This window comes from Shewanella pealeana ATCC 700345, assembly GCF_000018285.1.
Taxonomy (GTDB): Bacteria; Pseudomonadota; Gammaproteobacteria; order Enterobacterales; family Shewanellaceae; genus Shewanella; species Shewanella pealeana.
Genome location: NC_009901.1, coordinates 39,875 through 61,578 on the forward strand (window position 1 = coordinate 39,875; position 21,704 = coordinate 61,578).

The 21,704-nt window shown below is 45.8% G+C and carries 11 protein-coding genes and 6 rRNA genes; 11 read left to right on the forward strand and 6 right to left on the reverse strand.

Translation table 11 applies throughout. The features are described 5' to 3' along the window. The first annotated feature begins 137 nt into the window (after positions 1 to 137). From SPEA_RS00195 to hemF, 3 genes are all read left to right on the forward strand, one after another. A complete protein-coding gene (locus SPEA_RS00195) occupies positions 138 to 701 on the forward strand; it encodes a DNA topoisomerase family protein (RefSeq protein ID WP_012153311.1) in 564 nt (187 codons plus the stop codon). Between the two features lie 86 nt (positions 702 to 787). Next, complete coding sequence (gene tsaC, locus SPEA_RS00200; RefSeq protein WP_012153312.1) at positions 788 to 1,351, forward strand: L-threonylcarbamoyladenylate synthase type 1 TsaC; 564 nt, start codon at positions 788 to 790, stop codon at positions 1,349 to 1,351. Between the two features lie 24 nt (positions 1,352 to 1,375). Then, positions 1,376 to 2,290 (forward strand): oxygen-dependent coproporphyrinogen oxidase, encoded by a 915-nt coding sequence (gene hemF, locus SPEA_RS00205; protein WP_012153313.1) that lies wholly within the window; start codon positions 1,376 to 1,378, stop codon positions 2,288 to 2,290. Between the two features lie 54 nt (positions 2,291 to 2,344). Here hemF and SPEA_RS00210 read toward each other — a convergent pair whose 3' ends face one another. Then, positions 2,345 to 2,779, reverse strand: a complete 435-nt coding sequence (locus tag SPEA_RS00210; protein WP_012153314.1) for a group II truncated hemoglobin — start codon at positions 2,777 to 2,779, stop codon at positions 2,345 to 2,347. Positions 2,780 to 2,946: 167 nt separating this feature from the next. Between SPEA_RS00210 and aroE the strand changes: the two genes are divergently transcribed. Together aroE and SPEA_RS00220 are read left to right on the forward strand one after the other, a co-directional pair. After that, a complete protein-coding gene (aroE, locus tag SPEA_RS00215) occupies positions 2,947 to 3,762 on the forward strand; it encodes a shikimate dehydrogenase (RefSeq protein WP_012153315.1) in 816 nt (271 codons plus the stop codon). A 23-nt stretch (positions 3,763 to 3,785) separates the two neighbouring features. Beyond that, on the forward strand, positions 3,786 to 4,064 hold the full coding sequence (locus tag SPEA_RS00220) for a DUF1488 family protein (protein WP_012153316.1): 279 nt from the start codon (positions 3,786 to 3,788) through the stop codon (positions 4,062 to 4,064). A 29-nt stretch (positions 4,065 to 4,093) separates the two neighbouring features. Here SPEA_RS00220 and SPEA_RS00225 read toward each other — a convergent pair whose 3' ends face one another. Further along, on the reverse strand, positions 4,094 to 4,651 hold the full coding sequence (locus SPEA_RS00225) for a gamma carbonic anhydrase family protein (RefSeq protein ID WP_012153317.1): 558 nt from the start codon (positions 4,649 to 4,651) through the stop codon (positions 4,094 to 4,096). 614 nt (positions 4,652 to 5,265) lie between these two features. Between SPEA_RS00225 and SPEA_RS00230 the strand changes: the two genes are divergently transcribed. From SPEA_RS00230 to rrf (SPEA_RS00255), 6 genes are all read left to right on the forward strand, one after another. After that, positions 5,266 to 6,808: ribosomal RNA gene (locus SPEA_RS00230) — 16S ribosomal RNA — on the forward strand. 349 nt (positions 6,809 to 7,157) lie between these two features. Next, positions 7,158 to 10,052 (forward strand): 23S ribosomal RNA (locus tag SPEA_RS00235). 132 nt (positions 10,053 to 10,184) lie between these two features. Beyond that, a 5S ribosomal RNA gene (gene rrf, locus SPEA_RS00240) occupies positions 10,185 to 10,300 on the forward strand. Positions 10,301 to 11,619: 1,319 nt separating this feature from the next. Next, a 16S ribosomal RNA gene (locus tag SPEA_RS00245) occupies positions 11,620 to 13,162 on the forward strand. A 349-nt stretch (positions 13,163 to 13,511) separates the two neighbouring features. Next, positions 13,512 to 16,406 (forward strand): 23S ribosomal RNA (locus tag SPEA_RS00250). Positions 16,407 to 16,538: 132 nt separating this feature from the next. Then, positions 16,539 to 16,654: ribosomal RNA gene (gene rrf, locus SPEA_RS00255) — 5S ribosomal RNA — on the forward strand. The 16S, 23S and 5S rRNA genes sit together here, the layout of an rRNA operon. 339 nt (positions 16,655 to 16,993) lie before the next feature. Here the strand turns inward: rrf (SPEA_RS00255) and SPEA_RS23490 are convergent. The 4 genes from SPEA_RS23490 to SPEA_RS00270 form a co-directional block, all read right to left on the reverse strand. Further along, complete coding sequence (locus tag SPEA_RS23490; protein ID WP_083766698.1) at positions 16,994 to 17,137, reverse strand: transposase; 144 nt, start codon at positions 17,135 to 17,137, stop codon at positions 16,994 to 16,996. 150 nt (positions 17,138 to 17,287) lie between these two features. Beyond that, entirely contained in the window at positions 17,288 to 19,765 is a 2,478-nt protein-coding gene (locus SPEA_RS00260) for a motility associated factor glycosyltransferase family protein (protein WP_012153318.1), read from the reverse strand. A 73-nt stretch (positions 19,766 to 19,838) separates the two neighbouring features. Next, entirely contained in the window at positions 19,839 to 20,093 is a 255-nt protein-coding gene (locus tag SPEA_RS00265) for a hypothetical protein (RefSeq protein ID WP_012153319.1), read from the reverse strand. Beyond that, entirely contained in the window at positions 20,090 to 21,391 is a 1,302-nt protein-coding gene (locus SPEA_RS00270; RefSeq protein WP_012153320.1) for a motility associated factor glycosyltransferase family protein, read from the reverse strand. Before SPEA_RS00270 ends, SPEA_RS00265 begins: the two co-directional genes overlap by 4 nt. Positions 21,392 to 21,704 lie beyond the last annotated feature (313 nt).

Consider the following 21,704-nt stretch of genomic DNA (forward strand, 5'->3'; position numbering starts at 1 on the left):
TTTTATCCCTTAATTATTATTCCCTTCGATTTATTGAATACAATATATCATTGCTTTTTACTAAATTCTAACATTGGAATATAAAACTTAGGCTATTCCTTGGTAGAATAACGTTATATAGATGAACTGAGACAATCATGGCCAAAATAGATCAGCAATTGTTTACTACGCACGAGCACGCTCTTGAGAAAGAGTTTGAGCTTTGCCCCAAGTGTGGCTGCGAGTTGTCGGTAAAGCACAGTAAGCACGGTGGTTTTATTGGATGTAATAACTATCCAAGTTGTGATTACACTAGGCCACTGGTGCAGCATGAGTCGATAGAGACTCAAGTTATTGAAGGCTCCGTTTGCCCAGATTGTGGCAATGAGTTGGCGGTTAAGTCGGGCCGATTTGGTATATTTATCGGTTGTACTAACTATCCTGCATGCAGCCATATAGAGAAGCATGATCAGAGCGATAGCAAAGATGAGATCCCTTGCCCTAAGTGCAAAACGGGCCATATCGAGCATAGAACCAGTCGATTTGGTAAGTCTTTCTATGCTTGTAGTGCCTACCCTAAGTGCAAGTTCTTAGTCAACTATCCCCCAGTTGCTGAAACTTGTCCTGACTGTGGTTTTGGTATCTTAGTTGAGCGCAAAGGGGCCGCGGGATTGCGCTTAGAGTGCCCAGAAAAAACGTGCAAATATAAGCGCCCAGTTTAAACAATCATATTAACTTTCACTAATGTCGCTTTTGAGTAATGATAGCGGCTGACATTGTGCTGTTTATATAAGGTGAAGAGAGACAGATGTTACAAGTATTGCCAGCTGATGCGGCCGAGTTAGTCGAGCAAGGCGGTGTGATAGCCTATCCAACCGAAGCGGTTTATGGTTTAGGTTGCGACCCTGATAACGATGAAGCTATTAATCAACTACTGCAGATAAAGCAGCGTCCTTGGCAGAAAGGGCTTATTTTGGTTGCGGGTGATTATCAGCAATTATTACCTTATATCGATGAATCCCAATTAAACGCACAGCAGTTGGCATTTGCTCAGAGTAAATGGCCGGGTCCCTTCACCTTTATCATGCCGGTTAAGCCTGGACTGTCTAAGTTACTCAGTGGCGCTTTTGACTCGATAGCGGTGCGAGTCACTGCTCATGCAGGCGTAAAAGCTTTATGTGCCGCAATCCATAAACCAATAGTTTCGACTAGCGCAAATTTATCAGGACAAGAGCCTGCCTTGTCGCCATTAGCGGTGAAGCAGCAATTTGAAGGTATTATTTCTGGATTGGTGGTGGGTGAGCTGGGTAGCCAGGCCTCACCATCTACGATTATCGATGCCAGAAGTGGAACCGTTATAAGAGAAGGTTAATCAGCCTCTATAAAAAGGAATAATATGAGCACACCCGATTCAACACTAGTAAAAGCTTTCTTACTCGATCTTCAAAATCGAATTTGTAATGGACTCGAAGCATTGGATGGCGCTGCGCAATTTGCTGAAGACTCTTGGAAGCGCGAAGAAGGCGGCGGTGGCCAAAGCCGTGTGTTGACTGGCGGTGCTGTATTTGAACAAGCCGGGGTAAACTTTTCCCACGTGATGGGCGCTTCAATGCCTGCATCGGCAACGGCGCATCGTCCAGAGCTTGCGGGTCGCAGTTTCGAAGCCATGGGAGTGTCGTTAGTTATTCACCCTAAAAATCCTCACATTCCAACGACTCATGCCAATGTGCGTTTCTTTATCGCCCATAAAGAAGGGGCCGATCCAGTCTGGTGGTTTGGTGGTGGCTTTGACTTAACTCCATACTATCCGTATTTAGAAGATGTGGTGGAGTGGCATCAGAGCGCCAAATCTTTATGTGAGCCATTTGGTGAAGAGGTTTACCCTAAGTATAAGCAGTGGTGTGATGAATACTTCTGGTTACCGCATCGTAATGAGACGCGTGGCGTTGGCGGACTCTTCTTCGATGATCTCAATAAGCAGGGCTTCGAACAGAGTTTTGCTTTTATGCAGGCGGTAGGTAATGGCTTCTTAACGGCGTACGCCCCTATCGTTGAGCGTCGTAGAGATACTGAATATGGCGAGCATGAACGCCAGTTCCAACTATATCGTCGTGGGCGCTATGTTGAGTTTAATTTGGTTTATGATCGTGGCACGCTATTCGGTCTGCAAACTGGTGGGCGTACAGAGTCGATACTGATGTCTATGCCGCCACTCGTGCGCTGGGAGTATGCCTATACACCAGAAGCGGGTGGTCCAGAGGCGCAGCTTTATAGTGATTACCTAAAGCCCCGAGACTGGTTAAACCTTTAACGTTTTTTATAACGAGCATAGCCATACCGACGAGACCAATAATGTGTTTAAACGTTATTGGTTTCGCATATGGTCCGCTAGGGTTGCAATTGCACTATATATAGCTTGCTGGTGCTGGGGCTCTGTGACTTCTATCTCTATCGCTGCCTTCATACATAATAGCCATTGATCACGCATGGCTTCGTCGACCTTAAATGGCATATGTCTGGCTCGCAGTGCTGGGTGACCATGTTTTTGCTGATACAGCTGCGGCCCACCAAGCCAACCACTCAGAAATTCAAATAGTTTCTGTTCTGATTCATCGATTGGTGCTCTGTGAATCGACAATAACGCTTGTGTCGCTTCATTGCTCTGCATCTGCAAATAAAACTGATGGGCAATCGCGCGAATAACTATCTCTCCTCCAATGCGATCGTAAGCATTAGATTGGTTTGGGTCTCTATCCTTATTGCTATCGCGATTACCAATGATCTTTTTTAACCAGTTCATTTAATTGTTCTACTTTTATAAAAGCTTATCGCTAGTGTAACTAGTATCGGATTAGCGCTGCAAACAGTAAGCTGAAATATAAAAGATGAAAATTACTCCAATAGAGACGATTGCCTAGCAGCGGAACCGAGTTACACTAGAGTTTTTCGCGGCAAAGAGAAGTAAGCATGACCGAACGATATGCAGTATTTGGTAATCCAATTGGTCACAGTAAGTCGCCAGCCATACATTCCATGTTTGCCACAGAAACGGCTCAGTCATTAACTTATGAGGCAATCTTAGCGCCAATTGATGCATTTGAAGCGACATTCAAAGAGTTTGTGACTAATAAGGGCTATGGAGCCAATGTTACCGTGCCTTTTAAAGAGCAAGCATTTGCACTTTGTGATGAGTTAAGTGAGCAAGCTAAGCTAGCAGGCGCAGTAAACACTCTATCAGTACTGGCCGATGGCAAAATTCGTGGTGATAATACAGATGGGCTAGGCCTAGTTGCCGATCTGCAACGAAACTTAGGCAGTCTTACAGGGCTTAAAGTTCTTCTGGTTGGGGCTGGTGGTGCGGCTCGGGGTAGTGTGCTGCCATTATTGCAGGCAGGAATTGCCAAGCTTAGTATCGTTAACCGCACACAGGCGAAAGCAGAGATTCTGGCTGAACTCTTTTCGAGCTATGGCGATGTGGTTTCTTTACCGATAAGTCATACGGGCAAAAGCTACGATGTGATTATTAATTCAACCTCCTCAAGTTTAAGTGGTGAGGTGCCCAATATCAGTAGCGATAGCATTACATCACAAACCGTTTGCTACGATATGATGTACGGCAAAGAGCCAACGTCATTTAATGTATGGGCTAAGGCGCAGGGTGCCAAACAGACCGTAGATGGTTTAGGCATGCTGGTGGGACAAGCTGCAGAAAGCTTTAATATTTGGCGCAAGGTAAGGCCAAGTGTTGAGCCTGTATTAACTCAGCTTCGAGCCGAACTCTAAATTGAGATAAGTTTGAGATAGAAATGAATCAAAGTATTTTATTCCCCGATCTACAAAATTGGGACTCACAAACACAAACCGTGGTATTTCCTGTTCAGATACAAGGTGCCAACATCGAATGTCGTATCAGTTTGGTTAAGCTTGCTTCTTTGTCATCGACAACGATAGATGCAGGTGAGCAAGATATTGCGTCTAAAGCACTAGTCTTATTTGATGAATATCGATTTGATATCGAAGAAGAGGTGGAAGCGCTCATCGAACAAGAGATATTCGATGAGCAAGGAAGAGTGGTGCTGTTATAGGTCTAATTTATAGAAAGCTATAACACTTACTATTCGCCTTCTTGCAAATACTCATTCTTAAGCCTGACATAGTTATCAGCCGACTGGGGCAGGAAGGCAAGCTCCGCTTCCGTCAATGGGCGCGCCTGTTTCGCTGGACTGCCCACGTAAAGATAGCCGCTCTTAAGTACTTTACCTGGTGGTACTAAAGAGCCTGCTCCCAAGATCACATCATCTTCTAATATGGCACCATCCAAAATGATGGCGCCCATGCCGACTAAAATACGATTACCGACCTTACACCCATGGAGCATAGCCTTGTGTCCAATTGTCACGTCATCACCAATGATCAATGGGTGGCCTTCTGGCAACGATGGTGATTTTCGAGTGACATGCAACACGGTACCGTCTTGGATATTTGAGCGCTTACCTATATAGATATGATTTACATCACCACGTGCGGCAACTAAAGGCCAAACACTAGAGTCATCATCTAAGGTAATATCGCCCACAAGCACACAGTCTTGATCGACATAAACATCCTTCTTAAGCGCTGGCACGGTTCCCTTATATGATCGCAGTGACTTATTGTTTCTCGAGCTAGTCATGTAAAAGTCCTTTAAATGGCGTTTTTTGGCATTATAAAGCCTAAAAAGTGACTAGTCAGTGGGTTTTATAAGCAAGCAGGAATAAAACTAGAGTTTAATTCATTTTTGCCCTTGCGCTTTAGTCTTACATCCCTATAATGCGCATCCACTGACACGGCACAGCAGGCCAACTACCCAGCGTAAACGCTAGATAGCACGGGACTTGCAGCGGTGTTAGAGAGATTAACTTCTACGGAAATTAGCCTCAGGTGATAATCGCTTGAAGAGCTTCATTTGATGTGTCTTGTATAAAGAATCATCGCTTGAAAAACTTCTTAAAATAAGCGCTTGACGCCGACACTGGAGAGTGTAGAATACGCCTCCTCAGCCAAACGACCTAAGCGTCTAAGGCGCTAGTTTGAAAGACTTAGTCTTAATAGAATTAGCACCGCTCTTTAACAATATGACAAGCAAATCTGTGTGGACACTCACAGAGATTAAGTTATTCGAAATTGTCTCTCACGAGACAATCAAAAATTGACTTAATGAATGAGTGTTCATAGCAATATGTAATACAGAATTCGTTGAGCCGCTGATTTAGCCTTACTTGTAAGGTGGAAGAAGCAAAAAAACTTTAATTGAAGAGTTTGATCATGGCTCAGATTGAACGCTGGCGGCAGGCCTAACACATGCAAGTCGAGCGGTAACACAAGGGAGCTTGCTCCTGAGGTGACGAGCGGCGGACGGGTGAGTAATGCCTAGGTATCTGCCCAGTCGAGGGGGATAACAGTTGGAAACGACTGCTAATACCGCATACGCCCTACGGGGGAAAGGAGGGGACCTTCGGGCCTTCCGCGATTGGATGAACCTAGGTGGGATTAGCTAGTTGGTGAGGTAATGGCTCACCAAGGCGACGATCCCTAGCTGGTCTGAGAGGATGATCAGCCACACTGGAACTGAGACACGGTCCAGACTCCTACGGGAGGCAGCAGTGGGGAATATTGCACAATGGGCGAAAGCCTGATGCAGCCATGCCGCGTGTGTGAAGAAGGCCTTCGGGTTGTAAAGCACTTTCAGCGAGGAGGAAAGCTCAAGCGTTAATAGCGTTTGGGTGTGACGTTACTCGCAGAAGAAGCACCGGCTAACTTCGTGCCAGCAGCCGCGGTAATACGAGGGGTGCAAGCGTTAATCGGAATTACTGGGCGTAAAGCGTACGCAGGCGGTTTGTTAAGCAAGATGTGAAAGCCCCGGGCTCAACCTGGGAACTGCATTTTGAACTGGCAAACTAGAGTCTTGTAGAGGGGGGTAGAATTTCAGGTGTAGCGGTGAAATGCGTAGAGATCTGAAGGAATACCGGTGGCGAAGGCGGCCCCCTGGACAAAGACTGACGCTCAGGTACGAAAGCGTGGGGAGCAAACAGGATTAGATACCCTGGTAGTCCACGCCGTAAACGATGTCTACTCGGAGTTTGGTGTCTTGAACACTGGGCTCTCAAGCTAACGCATTAAGTAGACCGCCTGGGGAGTACGGCCGCAAGGTTAAAACTCAAATGAATTGACGGGGGCCCGCACAAGCGGTGGAGCATGTGGTTTAATTCGATGCAACGCGAAGAACCTTACCTACTCTTGACATCCAGAGAATTCGCTAGAGATAGCTTAGTGCCTTCGGGAACTCTGAGACAGGTGCTGCATGGCTGTCGTCAGCTCGTGTTGTGAAATGTTGGGTTAAGTCCCGCAACGAGCGCAACCCTTATCCTTATTTGCCAGCACGTAATGGTGGGAACTTTAGGGAGACTGCCGGTGATAAACCGGAGGAAGGTGGGGACGACGTCAAGTCATCATGGCCCTTACGAGTAGGGCTACACACGTGCTACAATGGTCGGTACAGAGGGTTGCGAAGCCGCGAGGTGGAGCTAATCTCACAAAGCCGGTCGTAGTCCGGATCGGAGTCTGCAACTCGACTCCGTGAAGTCGGAATCGCTAGTAATCGTAGATCAGAATGCTACGGTGAATACGTTCCCGGGCCTTGTACACACCGCCCGTCACACCATGGGAGTGGGCTGCACCAGAAGTAGATAGCTTAACCTTCGGGAGGGCGTTTACCACGGTGTGGTTCATGACTGGGGTGAAGTCGTAACAAGGTAGCCCTAGGGGAACCTGGGGCTGGATCACCTCCTTACCTATACGACTAACTTAATAGTTGTTGAGTGTTCACACAGATTGCTTGTTTGTCTCTACTTTGTAGGGATGAGCGACGAAATATCCTACTTCACGTAGTTGATATCGTTCTTTAAAAATTTGGAAAGCTGATAGTAATAATCGAAAGATTATTGCGAAATTAAAAAATTGAGTTCTATAAACACTTAACATTAAGTGTCTTAGCTCGTTGTTTAACATTAACTTGTTGGATGATGAGATAAAAATTCTAATTTTGGCGAAAGTAGAAACCATTAGTTACGATACGGCTGTTGTGAGCTTACCCGCTCAGAACAACGGATATATCTCATAGAGACTTATTTGGGTTGTATGGTTAAGTGACTAAGCGTATATGGTGGATGCCTTGGCAGTCAGAGGCGATGAAGGACGTAGTAACTTGCGAAAAGCGTTGGCGAGCTAGTAACAAGCATTTGAGCTAACGATGTCCGAATGGGGAAACCCACATGCATAAGCATGTATCACTACATGAATACATAGTGTAGTGAGGCGAACCCGGGGAACTGAAACATCTAAGTACCCGGAGGAAAAGAAATCAACCGAGATTCCCCTAGTAGCGGCGAGCGAACGGGGATTAGCCCTTAAGCGTAGAGGGTGTTAGTGGAATGTGTTGGAAAGCACAGCGGCACAGGGTGATAGCCCCGTACATGAAAACTAACTTTACGTGAAAACGAGTAGGACGGGACACGTGACATCCTGTTTGAACATGGGGGGACCATCCTCCAAGGCTAAATACTCCTGACTGACCGATAGTGAACCAGTACCGTGAGGGAAAGGCGAAAAGAACCCCTGTGAGGGGAGTGAAATAGAACCTGAAACCGTATACGTACAAGCAGTGGGAGCGGTTCTTGAGACCGTGACTGCGTACCTTTTGTATAATGGGTCAGCGACTTACATTTTGTAGCAAGGTTAAGCGAATAGCGGAGCCGTAGGGAAACCGAGTGTTAACTGCGCGTTTAGTTGCAAGGTGTAGACCCGAAACCGAGTGATCTAGCCATGGGCAGGTTGAAGATTGAGTAACATCAATTGGAGGACCGAACACACGTATGTTGAAAAATGCGGTGATGACTTGTGGCTGGGGGTGAAAGGCCAATCAAACTCGGAGATATCTGGTTCTCCTCGAAAGCTATTTAGGTAGCGCCTCGTACGAATACCATTGGGGGTAGAGCACTGTTAAGGCTAGGGGGTCATCCCGACTTACCAACCCTTTGCAAACTCCGAATACCAATGAGTACTATACGGGAGACACACGGCGGGTGCTAACGTCCGTCGTGAAAAGGGAAACAACCCAGACCATCAGCTAAGGTCCCAAAGTTATTGCTAAGTGGGAAACGATGTGGGAAGGCTTAGACAGCTAGGATGTTGGCTTAGAAGCAGCCATCATTTAAAGAAAGCGTAATAGCTCACTAGTCGAGTCGGCCTGCGCGGAAGATTTAACGGGGCTAAGCAATACACCGAAGCTATGGGTACTAGTGTTTACACTGGTGCGGTAGAGGAGCGTTCTGTAAGCCGTTGAAGGTGAAGGGGTAACCCACACTGGAGGTATCAGAAGTGCGAATGCTGACATGAGTAACGATAAAGGGGGTGAAAAACCCCCTCGCCGAAAGACCAAGGGTTCCTGTCCAACGTTAATCGGGGCAGGGTGAGTCGACCCCTAAGGCGAGGCCGAAAGGCGTAGTCGATGGGAAACGGGTTAATATTCCCGTACTTCTGCTAACTGCGATGGAGAGACGGAGAAGGCTAGGCTAGCGCGGCGTTGGTTGTCCGCGTTTAAGGTTGTAGGCTGTACACTTAGGCAAATCCGGGTGTACTTAAGGCTGAGAGCTGATGACGAGGTCCTAAGGGACTGAAGTAGTTGATGCCATGCTTCCAGGAAAATCTTCTAAGCTTCAGGTTAGCAGGAATCGTACCCCAAACCGACACAGGTGGTCGGGTAGAGAATACTAAGGCGCTTGAGAGAACTCGGCTGAAGGAACTAGGCAAAATGGTACCGTAACTTCGGGAGAAGGTACGCTCCTAGCGGTGATGAGACTTGCTCTCTAAGCTGCCGGGAGTCGCAGATACCAGGTGGCTGCAACTGTTTATCAAAAACACAGTACTGTGCAAACTCGCAAGAGGAAGTATACGGTATGACGCCTGCCCGGTGCCGGAAGGTTAATTGATTGGGTTATCTTCGGAGAAGCTCATGATCGAAGCCCCGGTAAACGGCGGCCGTAACTATAACGGTCCTAAGGTAGCGAAATTCCTTGTCGGGTAAGTTCCGACCTGCACGAATGGCGTAATGATGGCCACGCTGTCTCCAGCCGAGACTCAGTGAAGTTGAAATTGCGGTGAAGATGCCGTATACCCGCGGCTAGACGGAAAGACCCCGTGAACCTTTACTATAGCTTGGCACTGAACATTGAACCTACATGTGTAGGATAGGTGGGAGACTTTGAAGCTTCGTCGCTAGATGGAGTGGAGTCAATCTTGAAATACCACCCTTGTAGTTTTGATGTTCTAACCGCGGCCCCTGAATCGGGGTTCGGGACAGTGCCTGGTGGGTAGTTTGACTGGGGCGGTCTCCTCCCAAAGAGTAACGGAGGAGCACGAAGGTTGGCTAAGTACGGTCGGACATCGTACGGTTAGTGCAATGGCATAAGCCAGCTTAACTGCGAGACATACACGTCGAGCAGGTACGAAAGTAGGTCATAGTGATCCGGTGGTTCTGTATGGAAGGGCCATCGCTCAACGGATAAAAGGTACTCCGGGGATAACAGGCTGATACCGCCCAAGAGTTCATATCGACGGCGGTGTTTGGCACCTCGATGTCGGCTCATCACATCCTGGGGCTGAAGTCGGTCCCAAGGGTATGGCTGTTCGCCATTTAAAGTGGTACGCGAGCTGGGTTCAGAACGTCGTGAGACAGTTCGGTCCCTATCTGCCGTGGGCGTTGGATGATTGAAGGAAGCTGCTCCTAGTACGAGAGGACCGGAGTGGACGAACCGCTGGTGTTCGGGTTGTTATGCCAATAGCATTGCCCGGTAGCTACGTTCGGAATCGATAACCGCTGAAAGCATCTAAGCGGGAAGCGAGTCCTAAGATGAGTCATCCCTAGGAATTTAATTCCTCTAAAGAGCCGTTCGAGACTAGGACGTTGATAGGCAAGGTGTGTAAGCGTTGTGAGGCGTTGAGCTAACTTGTACTAATGACTCGTGAGGCTTAACCATACAACCCTAATGGGTTTTATGAGTTAACTATGTTTCTTATAGAAACCAGAATTAGAAAACACTTAATGTAGTGTGAACCCAATTTATTAAGACTTGCATAGCGAGTCCAGCTTTCTAAATTTACCAAATTTGTCTGGAAACCATAGAGTTGTGGCACCACCTGAATCCATTCCGAACTCAGAAGTGAAACGCAATATCGCCGATGGTAGTGTGGGGTCTCCCCATGTGAGAGTAGGTCATTTCCAGGCGCCTAATTATTCTCGAAAGAGAAGCGAAAAAGCCCGTTGCTAACGCAACGGGCTTTTTCGTTTTTGTCTGGGCTCATTATTGTAAGAATTGACCTCTCGAACATGGGGAATAGAATAGAAAGTCCGAGTGTCGCGAGGTGAAATAACAATGTGGAGGTCGATAATTGCATCCTCGGTAACTGCTCCTGCGTTTATTAAGCGAAGCTTGAACGGATGGTGAATGCGTAGAACTTGTGACCTACAGGATGTAGGGAATACCATTTATGCAGGGTGCATATAAATGACCACGTATCTGGCTTTTTTACGTCTGGAATTTGTGGATTGTGTGTGTTTTATAGTCACATATTTGTAAGTAGGCTCTATAAGTCGGTCGATAGGTGCTCGCCGCTATCTGAAGTTTAAATTGAAGTAGGAGCTGTAATTCTCAAAGTGTAAATAAGAATAGGGAGTTGAATATAGAGCGATATTTATAATGCCTTACCATTAAGCGGTTGATAGGCCATATTTAAAGTCATGCTCAGAAGTTAAAGCTTCAATTGTTGCTAAAGATCTTTGTCTGCAACAAGAAAAATATTTAGCCAATTAAGGATTGTTGTGCAGATTTTTTGTTATTTGTTAGCAGCCAACCTGGCGAACAAAGCGCTTATGTAGCCTTTTACCTACCTCTGTACTGGTGGAAGGTGTCTAGCGAGGCCAATTAGCTATCACAAAAAGTGTCAAAAATAGACGGTAAATAGATTCGTTCAGCCTCTTTTGTGTACGAATAGTTTGATTACTATTCGCTTGATTCAAAAAGGCTAATTTAATTACGAAAGCCCCTTGCGCTCTTCCGAGAACTCCCTATAATGCGACCCCACTGACACGGCACAGCAGGCCAACTACCCAGCGTTAAGCTAGATAGCACGGGACTTGCAGCAGTGTTAGAGAGATTAACTTCTACGGAAATTAGCCTCAGGTGATAATCGCTTTAAGAGCTTCATTTGATGTGTCTTGTATAAAGAATCATCGCTTGAAAAACTTCTTAAAATAAGCGCTTGACGCCGACACTGGAGAGTGTAGAATACGCCTCCTCAAGCCAACGACCTAGCGTCTTAGGCTGCTAACTGAGAGACTCGTTCTCAATAGGATTAGCACCGCTCTTTAACAATATGACAAGCAAATCTGTGTGGACACTCACAGAGATTAAGTTATTCGAAATTGTCTCTCACGAGGCAATCAAAAATTGACTTAATGAATGAGTGTTCATAGCAATATGTAATACAGAATTCGTTGAGCCGCTGATTTAGCCTTACTTGTAAGGTGGAAGAAGCAAAAAACTTTAATTGAAGAGTTTGATCATGGCTCAGATTGAACGCTGGCGGCAGGCCTAACACATGCAAGTCGAGCGGTAACACAAGGGAGCTTGCTCCTGAGGTGACGAGCGGCGGACGGGTGAGTAATGCCTAGGTATCTGCCCAGTCGAGGGGGATAACAGTTGGAAACGACTGCTAATACCGCATACGCCCTACGGGGGAAAGGAGGGGACCTTCGGGCCTTCCGCGATTGGATGAACCTAGGTGGGATTAGCTAGTTGGTGAGGTAATGGCTCACCAAGGCGACGATCCCTAGCTGGTCTGAGAGGATGATCAGCCACACTGGAACTGAGACACGGTCCAGACTCCTACGGGAGGCAGCAGTGGGGAATATTGCACAATGGGCGAAAGCCTGATGCAGCCATGCCGCGTGTGTGAAGAAGGCCTTCGGGTTGTAAAGCACTTTCAGCGAGGAGGAAAGCTCAAGCGTTAATAGCGTTTGGGTGTGACGTTACTCGCAGAAGAAGCACCGGCTAACTTCGTGCCAGCAGCCGCGGTAATACGAGGGGTGCAAGCGTTAATCGGAATTACTGGGCGTAAAGCGTACGCAGGCGGTTTGTTAAGCAAGATGTGAAAGCCCCGGGCTCAACCTGGGAACTGCATTTTGAACTGGCAAACTAGAGTCTTGTAGAGGGGGGTAGAATTTCAGGTGTAGCGGTGAAATGCGTAGAGATCTGAAGGAATACCGGTGGCGAAGGCGGCCCCCTGGACAAAGACTGACGCTCAGGTACGAAAGCGTGGGGAGCAAACAGGATTAGATACCCTGGTAGTCCACGCCGTAAACGATGTCTACTCGGAGTTTGGTGTCTTGAACACTGGGCTCTCAAGCTAACGCATTAAGTAGACCGCCTGGGGAGTACGGCCGCAAGGTTAAAACTCAAATGAATTGACGGGGGCCCGCACAAGCGGTGGAGCATGTGGTTTAATTCGATGCAACGCGAAGAACCTTACCTACTCTTGACATCCAGAGAATTCGCTAGAGATAGCTTAGTGCCTTCGGGAACTCTGAGACAGGTGCTGCATGGCTGTCGTCAGCTCGTGTTGTGAAATGTTGGGTTAAGTCCCGCAACGAGCGCAACCCTTATCCTTATTTGCCAGCACGTAATGGTGGGAACTTTAGGGAGACTGCCGGTGATAAACCGGAGGAAGGTGGGGACGACGTCAAGTCATCATGGCCCTTACGAGTAGGGCTACACACGTGCTACAATGGTCGGTACAGAGGGTTGCGAAGCCGCGAGGTGGAGCTAATCTCACAAAGCCGGTCGTAGTCCGGATCGGAGTCTGCAACTCGACTCCGTGAAGTCGGAATCGCTAGTAATCGTAGATCAGAATGCTACGGTGAATACGTTCCCGGGCCTTGTACACACCGCCCGTCACACCATGGGAGTGGGCTGCACCAGAAGTAGATAGCTTAACCTTCGGGAGGGCGTTTACCACGGTGTGGTTCATGACTGGGGTGAAGTCGTAACAAGGTAGCCCTAGGGGAACCTGGGGCTGGATCACCTCCTTACCTATACGACTAACTTAATAGTTGTTGAGTGTTCACACAGATTGCTTGTTTGTCTCTACTTTGTAGGGATGAGCGACGAAATATCCTACTTCACGTAGTTGATATCGTTCTTTAAAAATTTGGAAAGCTGATAGTAATAATCGAAAGATTATTGCGAAATTAAAAAATTGAGTTCTATAAACACTTAACATTAAGTGTCTTAGCTCGTTGTTTAACATTAACTTGTTGGATGATGAGATAAAAATTCTAATTTTGGCGAAAGTAGAAACCATTAGTTACGATACGGCTGTTGTGAGCTTACCCGCTCAGAACAACGGATATATCTCATAGAGACTTATTTGGGTTGTATGGTTAAGTGACTAAGCGTATATGGTGGATGCCTTGGCAGTCAGAGGCGATGAAGGACGTAGTAACTTGCGAAAAGCGTTGGCGAGCTAGTAACAAGCATTTGAGCTAACGATGTCCGAATGGGGAAACCCACATGCATAAGCATGTATCACTACATGAATACATAGTGTAGTGAGGCGAACCCGGGGAACTGAAACATCTAAGTACCCGGAGGAAAAGAAATCAACCGAGATTCCCCTAGTAGCGGCGAGCGAACGGGGATTAGCCCTTAAGCGTAGAGGGTGTTAGTGGAATGTGTTGGAAAGCACAGCGGCACAGGGTGATAGCCCCGTACATGAAAACTAACTTTACGTGAAAACGAGTAGGACGGGACACGTGACATCCTGTTTGAACATGGGGGGACCATCCTCCAAGGCTAAATACTCCTGACTGACCGATAGTGAACCAGTACCGTGAGGGAAAGGCGAAAAGAACCCCTGTGAGGGGAGTGAAATAGAACCTGAAACCGTATACGTACAAGCAGTGGGAGCGGTTCTTGAGACCGTGACTGCGTACCTTTTGTATAATGGGTCAGCGACTTACATTTTGTAGCAAGGTTAAGCGAATAGCGGAGCCGTAGGGAAACCGAGTGTTAACTGCGCGTTTAGTTGCAAGGTGTAGACCCGAAACCGAGTGATCTAGCCATGGGCAGGTTGAAGATTGAGTAACATCAATTGGAGGACCGAACACACGTATGTTGAAAAATGCGGTGATGACTTGTGGCTGGGGGTGAAAGGCCAATCAAACTCGGAGATATCTGGTTCTCCTCGAAAGCTATTTAGGTAGCGCCTCGTACGAATACCATTGGGGGTAGAGCACTGTTAAGGCTAGGGGGTCATCCCGACTTACCAACCCTTTGCAAACTCCGAATACCAATGAGTACTATACGGGAGACACACGGCGGGTGCTAACGTCCGTCGTGAAAAGGGAAACAACCCAGACCATCAGCTAAGGTCCCAAAGTTATTGCTAAGTGGGAAACGATGTGGGAAGGCTTAGACAGCTAGGATGTTGGCTTAGAAGCAGCCATCATTTAAAGAAAGCGTAATAGCTCACTAGTCGAGTCGGCCTGCGCGGAAGATTTAACGGGGCTAAGCAATACACCGAAGCTATGGGTACTAGTGTTTACACTAGTGCGGTAGAGGAGCGTTCTGTAAGCCGTTGAAGGTGAAGGGGTAACCCACACTGGAGGTATCAGAAGTGCGAATGCTGACATGAGTAACGATAAAGGGGGTGAAAAACCCCCTCGCCGAAAGACCAAGGGTTCCTGTCCAACGTTAATCGGGGCAGGGTGAGTCGACCCCTAAGGCGAGGCCGAAAGGCGTAGTCGATGGGAAACGGGTTAATATTCCCGTACTTCTGCTAACTGCGATGGAGAGACGGAGAAGGCTAGGCTAGCGCGGCGTTGGTTGTCCGCGTTTAAGGTTGTAGGCTGTACACTTAGGCAAATCCGGGTGTACTTAAGGCTGAGAGCTGATGACGAGGTCCTAAGGGACTGAAGTAGTTGATGCCATGCTTCCAGGAAAATCTTCTAAGCTTCAGGTTAGCAGGAATCGTACCCCAAACCGACACAGGTGGTCGGGTAGAGAATACTAAGGCGCTTGAGAGAACTCGGCTGAAGGAACTAGGCAAAATGGTACCGTAACTTCGGGAGAAGGTACGCTCCTAGCGGTGATGAGACTTGCTCTCTAAGCTGCCGGGAGTCGCAGATACCAGGTGGCTGCAACTGTTTATCAAAAACACAGTACTGTGCAAACTCGCAAGAGGAAGTATACGGTATGACGCCTGCCCGGTGCCGGAAGGTTAATTGATTGGGTTATCTTCGGAGAAGCTCATGATCGAAGCCCCGGTAAACGGCGGCCGTAACTATAACGGTCCTAAGGTAGCGAAATTCCTTGTCGGGTAAGTTCCGACCTGCACGAATGGCGTAATGATGGCCACGCTGTCTCCAGCCGAGACTCAGTGAAGTTGAAATTGCGGTGAAGATGCCGTATACCCGCGGCTAGACGGAAAGACCCCGTGAACCTTTACTATAGCTTGGCACTGAACATTGAACCTACATGTGTAGGATAGGTGGGAGACTTTGAAGCTTCGTCGCTAGATGGAGTGGAGTCAATCTTGAAATACCACCCTTGTAGTTTTGATGTTCTAACCGCGGCCCCTGAATCGGGGTTCGGGACAGTGCCTGGTGGGTAGTTTGACTGGGGCGGTCTCCTCCCAAAGAGTAACGGAGGAGCACGAAGGTTGGCTAAGTACGGTCGGACATCGTACGGTTAGTGCAATGGCATAAGCCAGCTTAACTGCGAGACATACACGTCGAGCAGGTACGAAAGTAGGTCATAGTGATCCGGTGGTTCTGTATGGAAGGGCCATCGCTCAACGGATAAAAGGTACTCCGGGGATAACAGGCTGATACCGCCCAAGAGTTCATATCGACGGCGGTGTTTGGCACCTCGATGTCGGCTCATCACATCCTGGGGCTGAAGTCGGTCCCAAGGGTATGGCTGTTCGCCATTTAAAGTGGTACGCGAGCTGGGTTCAGAACGTCGTGAGACAGTTCGGTCCCTATCTGCCGTGGGCGTTGGATGATTGAAGGAAGCTGCTCCTAGTACGAGAGGACCGGAGTGGACGAACCGCTGGTGTTCGGGTTGTTATGCCAATAGCATTGCCCGGTAGCTACGTTCGGAATCGATAACCGCTGAAAGCATCTAAGCGGGAAGCGAGTCCTAAGATGAGTCATCCCTAGGAATTTAATTCCTCTAAAGAGCCGTTCGAGACTAGGACGTTGATAGGCAAGGTGTGTAAGCGTTGTGAGGCGTTGAGCTAACTTGTACTAATGACTCGTGAGGCTTAACCATACAACCCTGATGGGTTTTATGAGTTAACTATGTTTCTTATAGAAACCAGAATTAGAAAACACTTAATGTAGTGTGAACCCAATTTATTAAGACTTGCATAGCGAGTCCAGCTTTCTAAATTTACCAAATTTGTCTGGAAACCATAGAGTTGTGGCACCACCTGAATCCATTCCGAACTCAGAAGTGAAACGCAATATCGCCGATGGTAGTGTGGGGTCTCCCCATGTGAGAGTAGGTCATTTCCAGGCGCCAAATAAACGATAAATCCCCAGCACTTTGTGTTGGGGATTTTTTCGTTTAACCGCTTTTGAAATAATACTCGAGCATGGGAAAATAAAGAGTCCGAACGTAGTGAGGCTCAATACCCATGTGGAGTAGGGCGAATATCGCGCTAGCGATGTGCTAATGAGCGCGAAGCTTTAGCGTAGCTGGCCATGACAGGCGCCAAATTATACGATTCCATTTAATACTTAGTCATTCTCGCCAAGTCCCTTTGGCATAGCAACATCACTCTTTTCGTATCACTGACAAAATTATTCCAAGTAATTGAATAGGCGCTCACTATTTCCTCGAAAGCTTTGATACTCCTAGTTAGTAAGATGATGTGGTCGTAACCAATTCCACACCTGTTCTATAGGGTTGAGTTCGGGTGAGTATAGGGGCAACTTTATAATTCTGAAGTTGCTAAACTCAACCGCGACGTCTGCAGTATGCCACCCTGCTAGGGATATTGGGCTCGCTTCTGGTTAGAAGTTTTTGAAGATTCTTTAGCTACTTTAGATGGGTACTGAAATAGAGGGAGGGGAGTCGTATAGCCTTCTCTACAACCTATACGTTCGTATAGGTCATGGAGAAAGTGATGGTTATTAGGAGCGAAGAAACTATTGAGTAGGGACTAGTTGTTTCAGGTAACTTAGTGCACTTAAGTTGTTAATATCGACCGTTAATACTTGCTTGAAGCAGGTTATAGCGCCATCTACCTGCCCTATCTTCAGTAAGAATATCCCAAGGCTTAAGCGTACTTTTGTATCGTTTGGCATGACGTCCAAATAATCTAAGTAGGTATTGATGGCTTGAATATTATCGCCTTGAATTGTTAAGGCATGGGCATATAAGGGTAAATACTCATTACTAAAGGCCGTTATTTTCGCAAGGGATTGTACAGTAACATCAATTATTTGAAGCTCTGACGCAAGTGCTATCATCTGTTTTAGGATTACTTCCGTTTGATTAATCTCATCAATTTTCTGTAATTCGGATAATGCAGCCATATTATCCTCTTTGAGGATAAACACGTAGCTTTTGGCTAGATAGAATAAACGTTGCGCTAAGCTATCACTTTCTATCATTGGCTCAATGCTATGGAACAGCTGTTGAAGCCCTGCGCTATTTTTACTTTTATATAAGTCAGTAATTTTCGCTAATGTATTATGAAGCGATGAATTCGTCTTTTTCATAGAAAAATAGGAATGGGTTTTTGCTGTTAATTGGGTGTGGTAATTCGCTTTTGCTGCAGTTAAGCACTCATGAGTATCATCGTAACTTAGGCCAAGTTCTGTTCTTACCTTTTGGAAAATATGAACTCTTCCTGGTTGATTGTGTTGTTCCCATTGGCGAGTTAGTTCAGCTAAATTGACGTTTTTGATAAGTTCTAGCTGGCGAGTTTTTATAATATTAGTGGCATCTGTTATGTAACCTAGCAGCTCCTCTGTTAAGCATTTAAACGCTTCGTAGTACAGGTGAGTCATTTTTTGCATCTCATCTGCAGTCCAGTGCTTACTTTCCTTTGTAGTTAAGAATTTTGCAAATTCAACGTAACCATATTCTTTGACTAAATAAGAAAATTTACCGTGCTGGTTATCGATCTGTTCTTCTATACGGCTAATTTTATTGGCTATATTTCGATATTTTTTTGACGATACGCTGACAGATTTTATCTCTAAATTAAGGTCGATAGCTTGAAGTGATAGTTTATTGATATCACTAAGGCTTTCTGTTGAGAGCTGTAAGTCTGTCAGCATATTGTCGAGGTATAGGCTTTTATCTTCTATCAGAGTTTCTATTAAATCTAACACCTGCTTTGGTGTCATATCTGTAGTCATCAAGTTTACCGTTTCGGCAGCTTGATAGTTGACTCCTTCAAGCTTGGCCGCATCGATTGATAAATTGATTATATTTACAGTTGGGTGATTTGCGGCTTCTATTTGTAGCGTTTGGGCCGCTCCTAATAGTTCTACAGGGGTTTCAGCCTTGTTACCGGCGTAGGTTTCTACCCATTCATCGATTCTACTGTGATTCAGTCCCGCGTCAGCTTCAACAGACCCTTTGGCGTGTGAGGCCCCTGTACTGGAGTGACAGAAATCTGCTCCAGCTAGTAAGATTGTTGAAAACCCCAATTCGATTGCGATGCGGACTGCACTGTTAGTTACAGTTGGGCCTACTGATGAAACATTATCGCTATCAGCTTTAGACCAAGGGATTCTTGGGCCTACATACAGGGAGCTCCCTTGCCATTGTGAGAGAATGCGATGGTTTATGTGGTAGGAATTGATAAGTAAGCTTTCTTGTGCCAAAGCCATGGTGTCTATATTTGCTTCAAAGCTAATGTCGTGAGGATCAATTGATACGATAATATGAGCAGGAATATTAGCTTTGGATAGCTTTGCGGCCACCCTTGATACTGTGATTATAAATAATTGATTGTAGTTTTTAGTAATCCATTCCATATGCTCGTCAAGAGATGGGCCGCCACCAATAACAATACAAGACTTCCCTTCAAATCTATTGCGTAATAAAGAGGCTGGGTATTGATTATCTGCAATGTTTCTTAACTGTTGGATTAGAAAGTCTTTGTGGCGAACTAAACGATTTCTGGCGTAATGTAGGTTGGTAAGCTGTTTTTGCACGTTATAGATAATGGTATTGTATTCTTCAACAATACCATCACACGATGCCATTGAGTTGTGCGTAATATACTGATTTTTAATCAGATAAAGGTCATATTCATCGTTTGCCAATTGTTTGGCAAACTCTTCAATTTCAATTAATTTAACTTGTTGCTGAAACTTAGCATCAATATTAATGTTGAGTATATCTAATACTGCAGCAGGTTCGATAAAAATATATTTACTCCCGCTTGGGATGCCATTCATCAGTATATAATTTAGTAGTAAACCTGAGTCAGTCCCTATGACGATGTGTAACCGATCTTCTTGGAATATTTCATCTTTAAAGGTTTGTTTGAAAATAGTATTTGAATCTATTTTTTTGAAGGTGTTCCTGTTTACGCTAGGTAGATAATACTCGCCAAAATCGTTGACAAAAAATTGATGTTCAAGACGCAAATCTAATGTATTCATGGTTTGTTTACCTTTTTAGCGTAGTACTTTAAATGGCTTGATGGCTTTAGTTATGGATAAAAATGATAAGTTTTTATTTGGGTTCGCTGAGTAGGAGCGGTAGTTCAAATTCGAGGCTATCAGCTAGTGCAATCCAATCTTGTCTTTCTTGAGCCGCGAGAATGAATTTCATAATAACCAAAAAATTTTGTTGATCTGTTACACGAGCTCCGTGCGAAAGTAATGACTCTACACTGCTGGCATAAAGAGAGTTGGCTTTACCTTCTCTACCAGTTCTAAATAATTGTCCTGATTCAATTAAAGTATTAACAAGCTCTTGCGTTGTCATAGTGACGGCTCTTTAAATTGGGAGCCTTGAATATATGCTCCTTGCTGACTTGCGCGGTAAAAGTAGACCTCTGGGTGATTGGCAATATATAGCTCTAAGCTCCTGAGGTATGACCTGAAACTTAAAGCAGTTGCTAACTTTTCACCATGGCCATCAAGCACCCAGTGCCTAGATTGAGCAGCTTTGAGTCCTCCAAGTGCTCCATCTTGCCAATAGGCATGACTTTTTTGATTAGGGTAGCCAAAATCAGCACCAAAGAAGGTTATATGCTGGCAATTAAGCTTTACTGCCAAATCGGTGGCAGGATGGATAACGCTACCATTAGTAAATAACTGGGTGTGGTTATAGTGATGAAGGAGTTTGTAACAGTCGTTATTTGATAAACTCCAGTAACGTGCCCCTGGCCAGTTGTTGAGCAACTCAGGATCTGCTTTTGGAAAGTATACTAATGCGGTACTCGAGTCGGTGTGCGTACCAACTATGTGGCTATCAATCATTTCGTCTATCGTAACGACAATATCCAGTTTGACTCCATGAGCTAGCAGGCCTTTCGCTGCAGCATCAACGGCGATGATTATGGGACGGTGGTGAAGAGGTTGTTTGCTGATGGATGCTAGAAAGCTGTAGTGTTCTTCTAAACTTGGTCCAGCACCAATAACGAAGGCTTCTTTATTTTTAGCTATGGATTTAAGTGCACTAATGTCTTGATCAATATCCAAAAAAACATGGTTATTCTGAATGCGGTCGTTAAATTGAGCAACACGTTTAGCGACATTGTCATTCGCATATTCACGGTTAAGCTCATCTATAATAATGTCTCTGATTAAAGAGTATTCGCCATTACACTCACATAAGGATAGCTCTGCGGGATTAGCAATGTAAGGCTCCAACGGAAATTGGCTTGTTGGGCATATGTTGAGCGTGATACTCGGGTGTGTTAGCCATTGCGTTTGGTCGGTATAGCTTATTAATAATGCAAATACGGTTTGGTTAATTAGGTGGACGTGAATTTGAGTCACTTGGTGTTCTTGCAGTAGGTGTATAGGAACATCACCCATTCCGACACCATATAAATGAACGTTCTCAGTTTGCTTTGCTAGGTCAGATGCTAGTAACGCAGCTTCTTGCTGGCGGTAGTGACGGCTACTTAACTGTAATCCGTTTACGCTGATAGTTTGCTCACGCCCTTCTATTAAGTTTGCTTTGAGCTGGTTGATGTCGCACTGCAGTAACCCTGCTGCAATGTCTGGCCATCTATTCTGAATGATCTGTATATTGAGCTGAAAAAGGTCAGTCATAGTTTTGATAAAATCTTTGTGGTCGTGTAGTTATCGTTTTTAACCTGCTTTTGCGAGGTATATCACATGCTGTTGCCGATCTTCGTCGGGTAGAATAAACAATTATGGGCCTCGGTAAATACATGATTAACATTTTCGATTAACTTTGTTAGTTAGCTCCCAGCCTTTATAACGAGTTAAATATTAGTTTTAGCTTTAGCTCGTTATGGTCGCTTTATAGTGTAAAGCTTGGTTTAGAGTCTACTTTGTGTCGGCTAAGATGTTATGAGTGAGGCTCAATGAGGTTTTCTTGTGAGGCGCATTCTAATGTCCA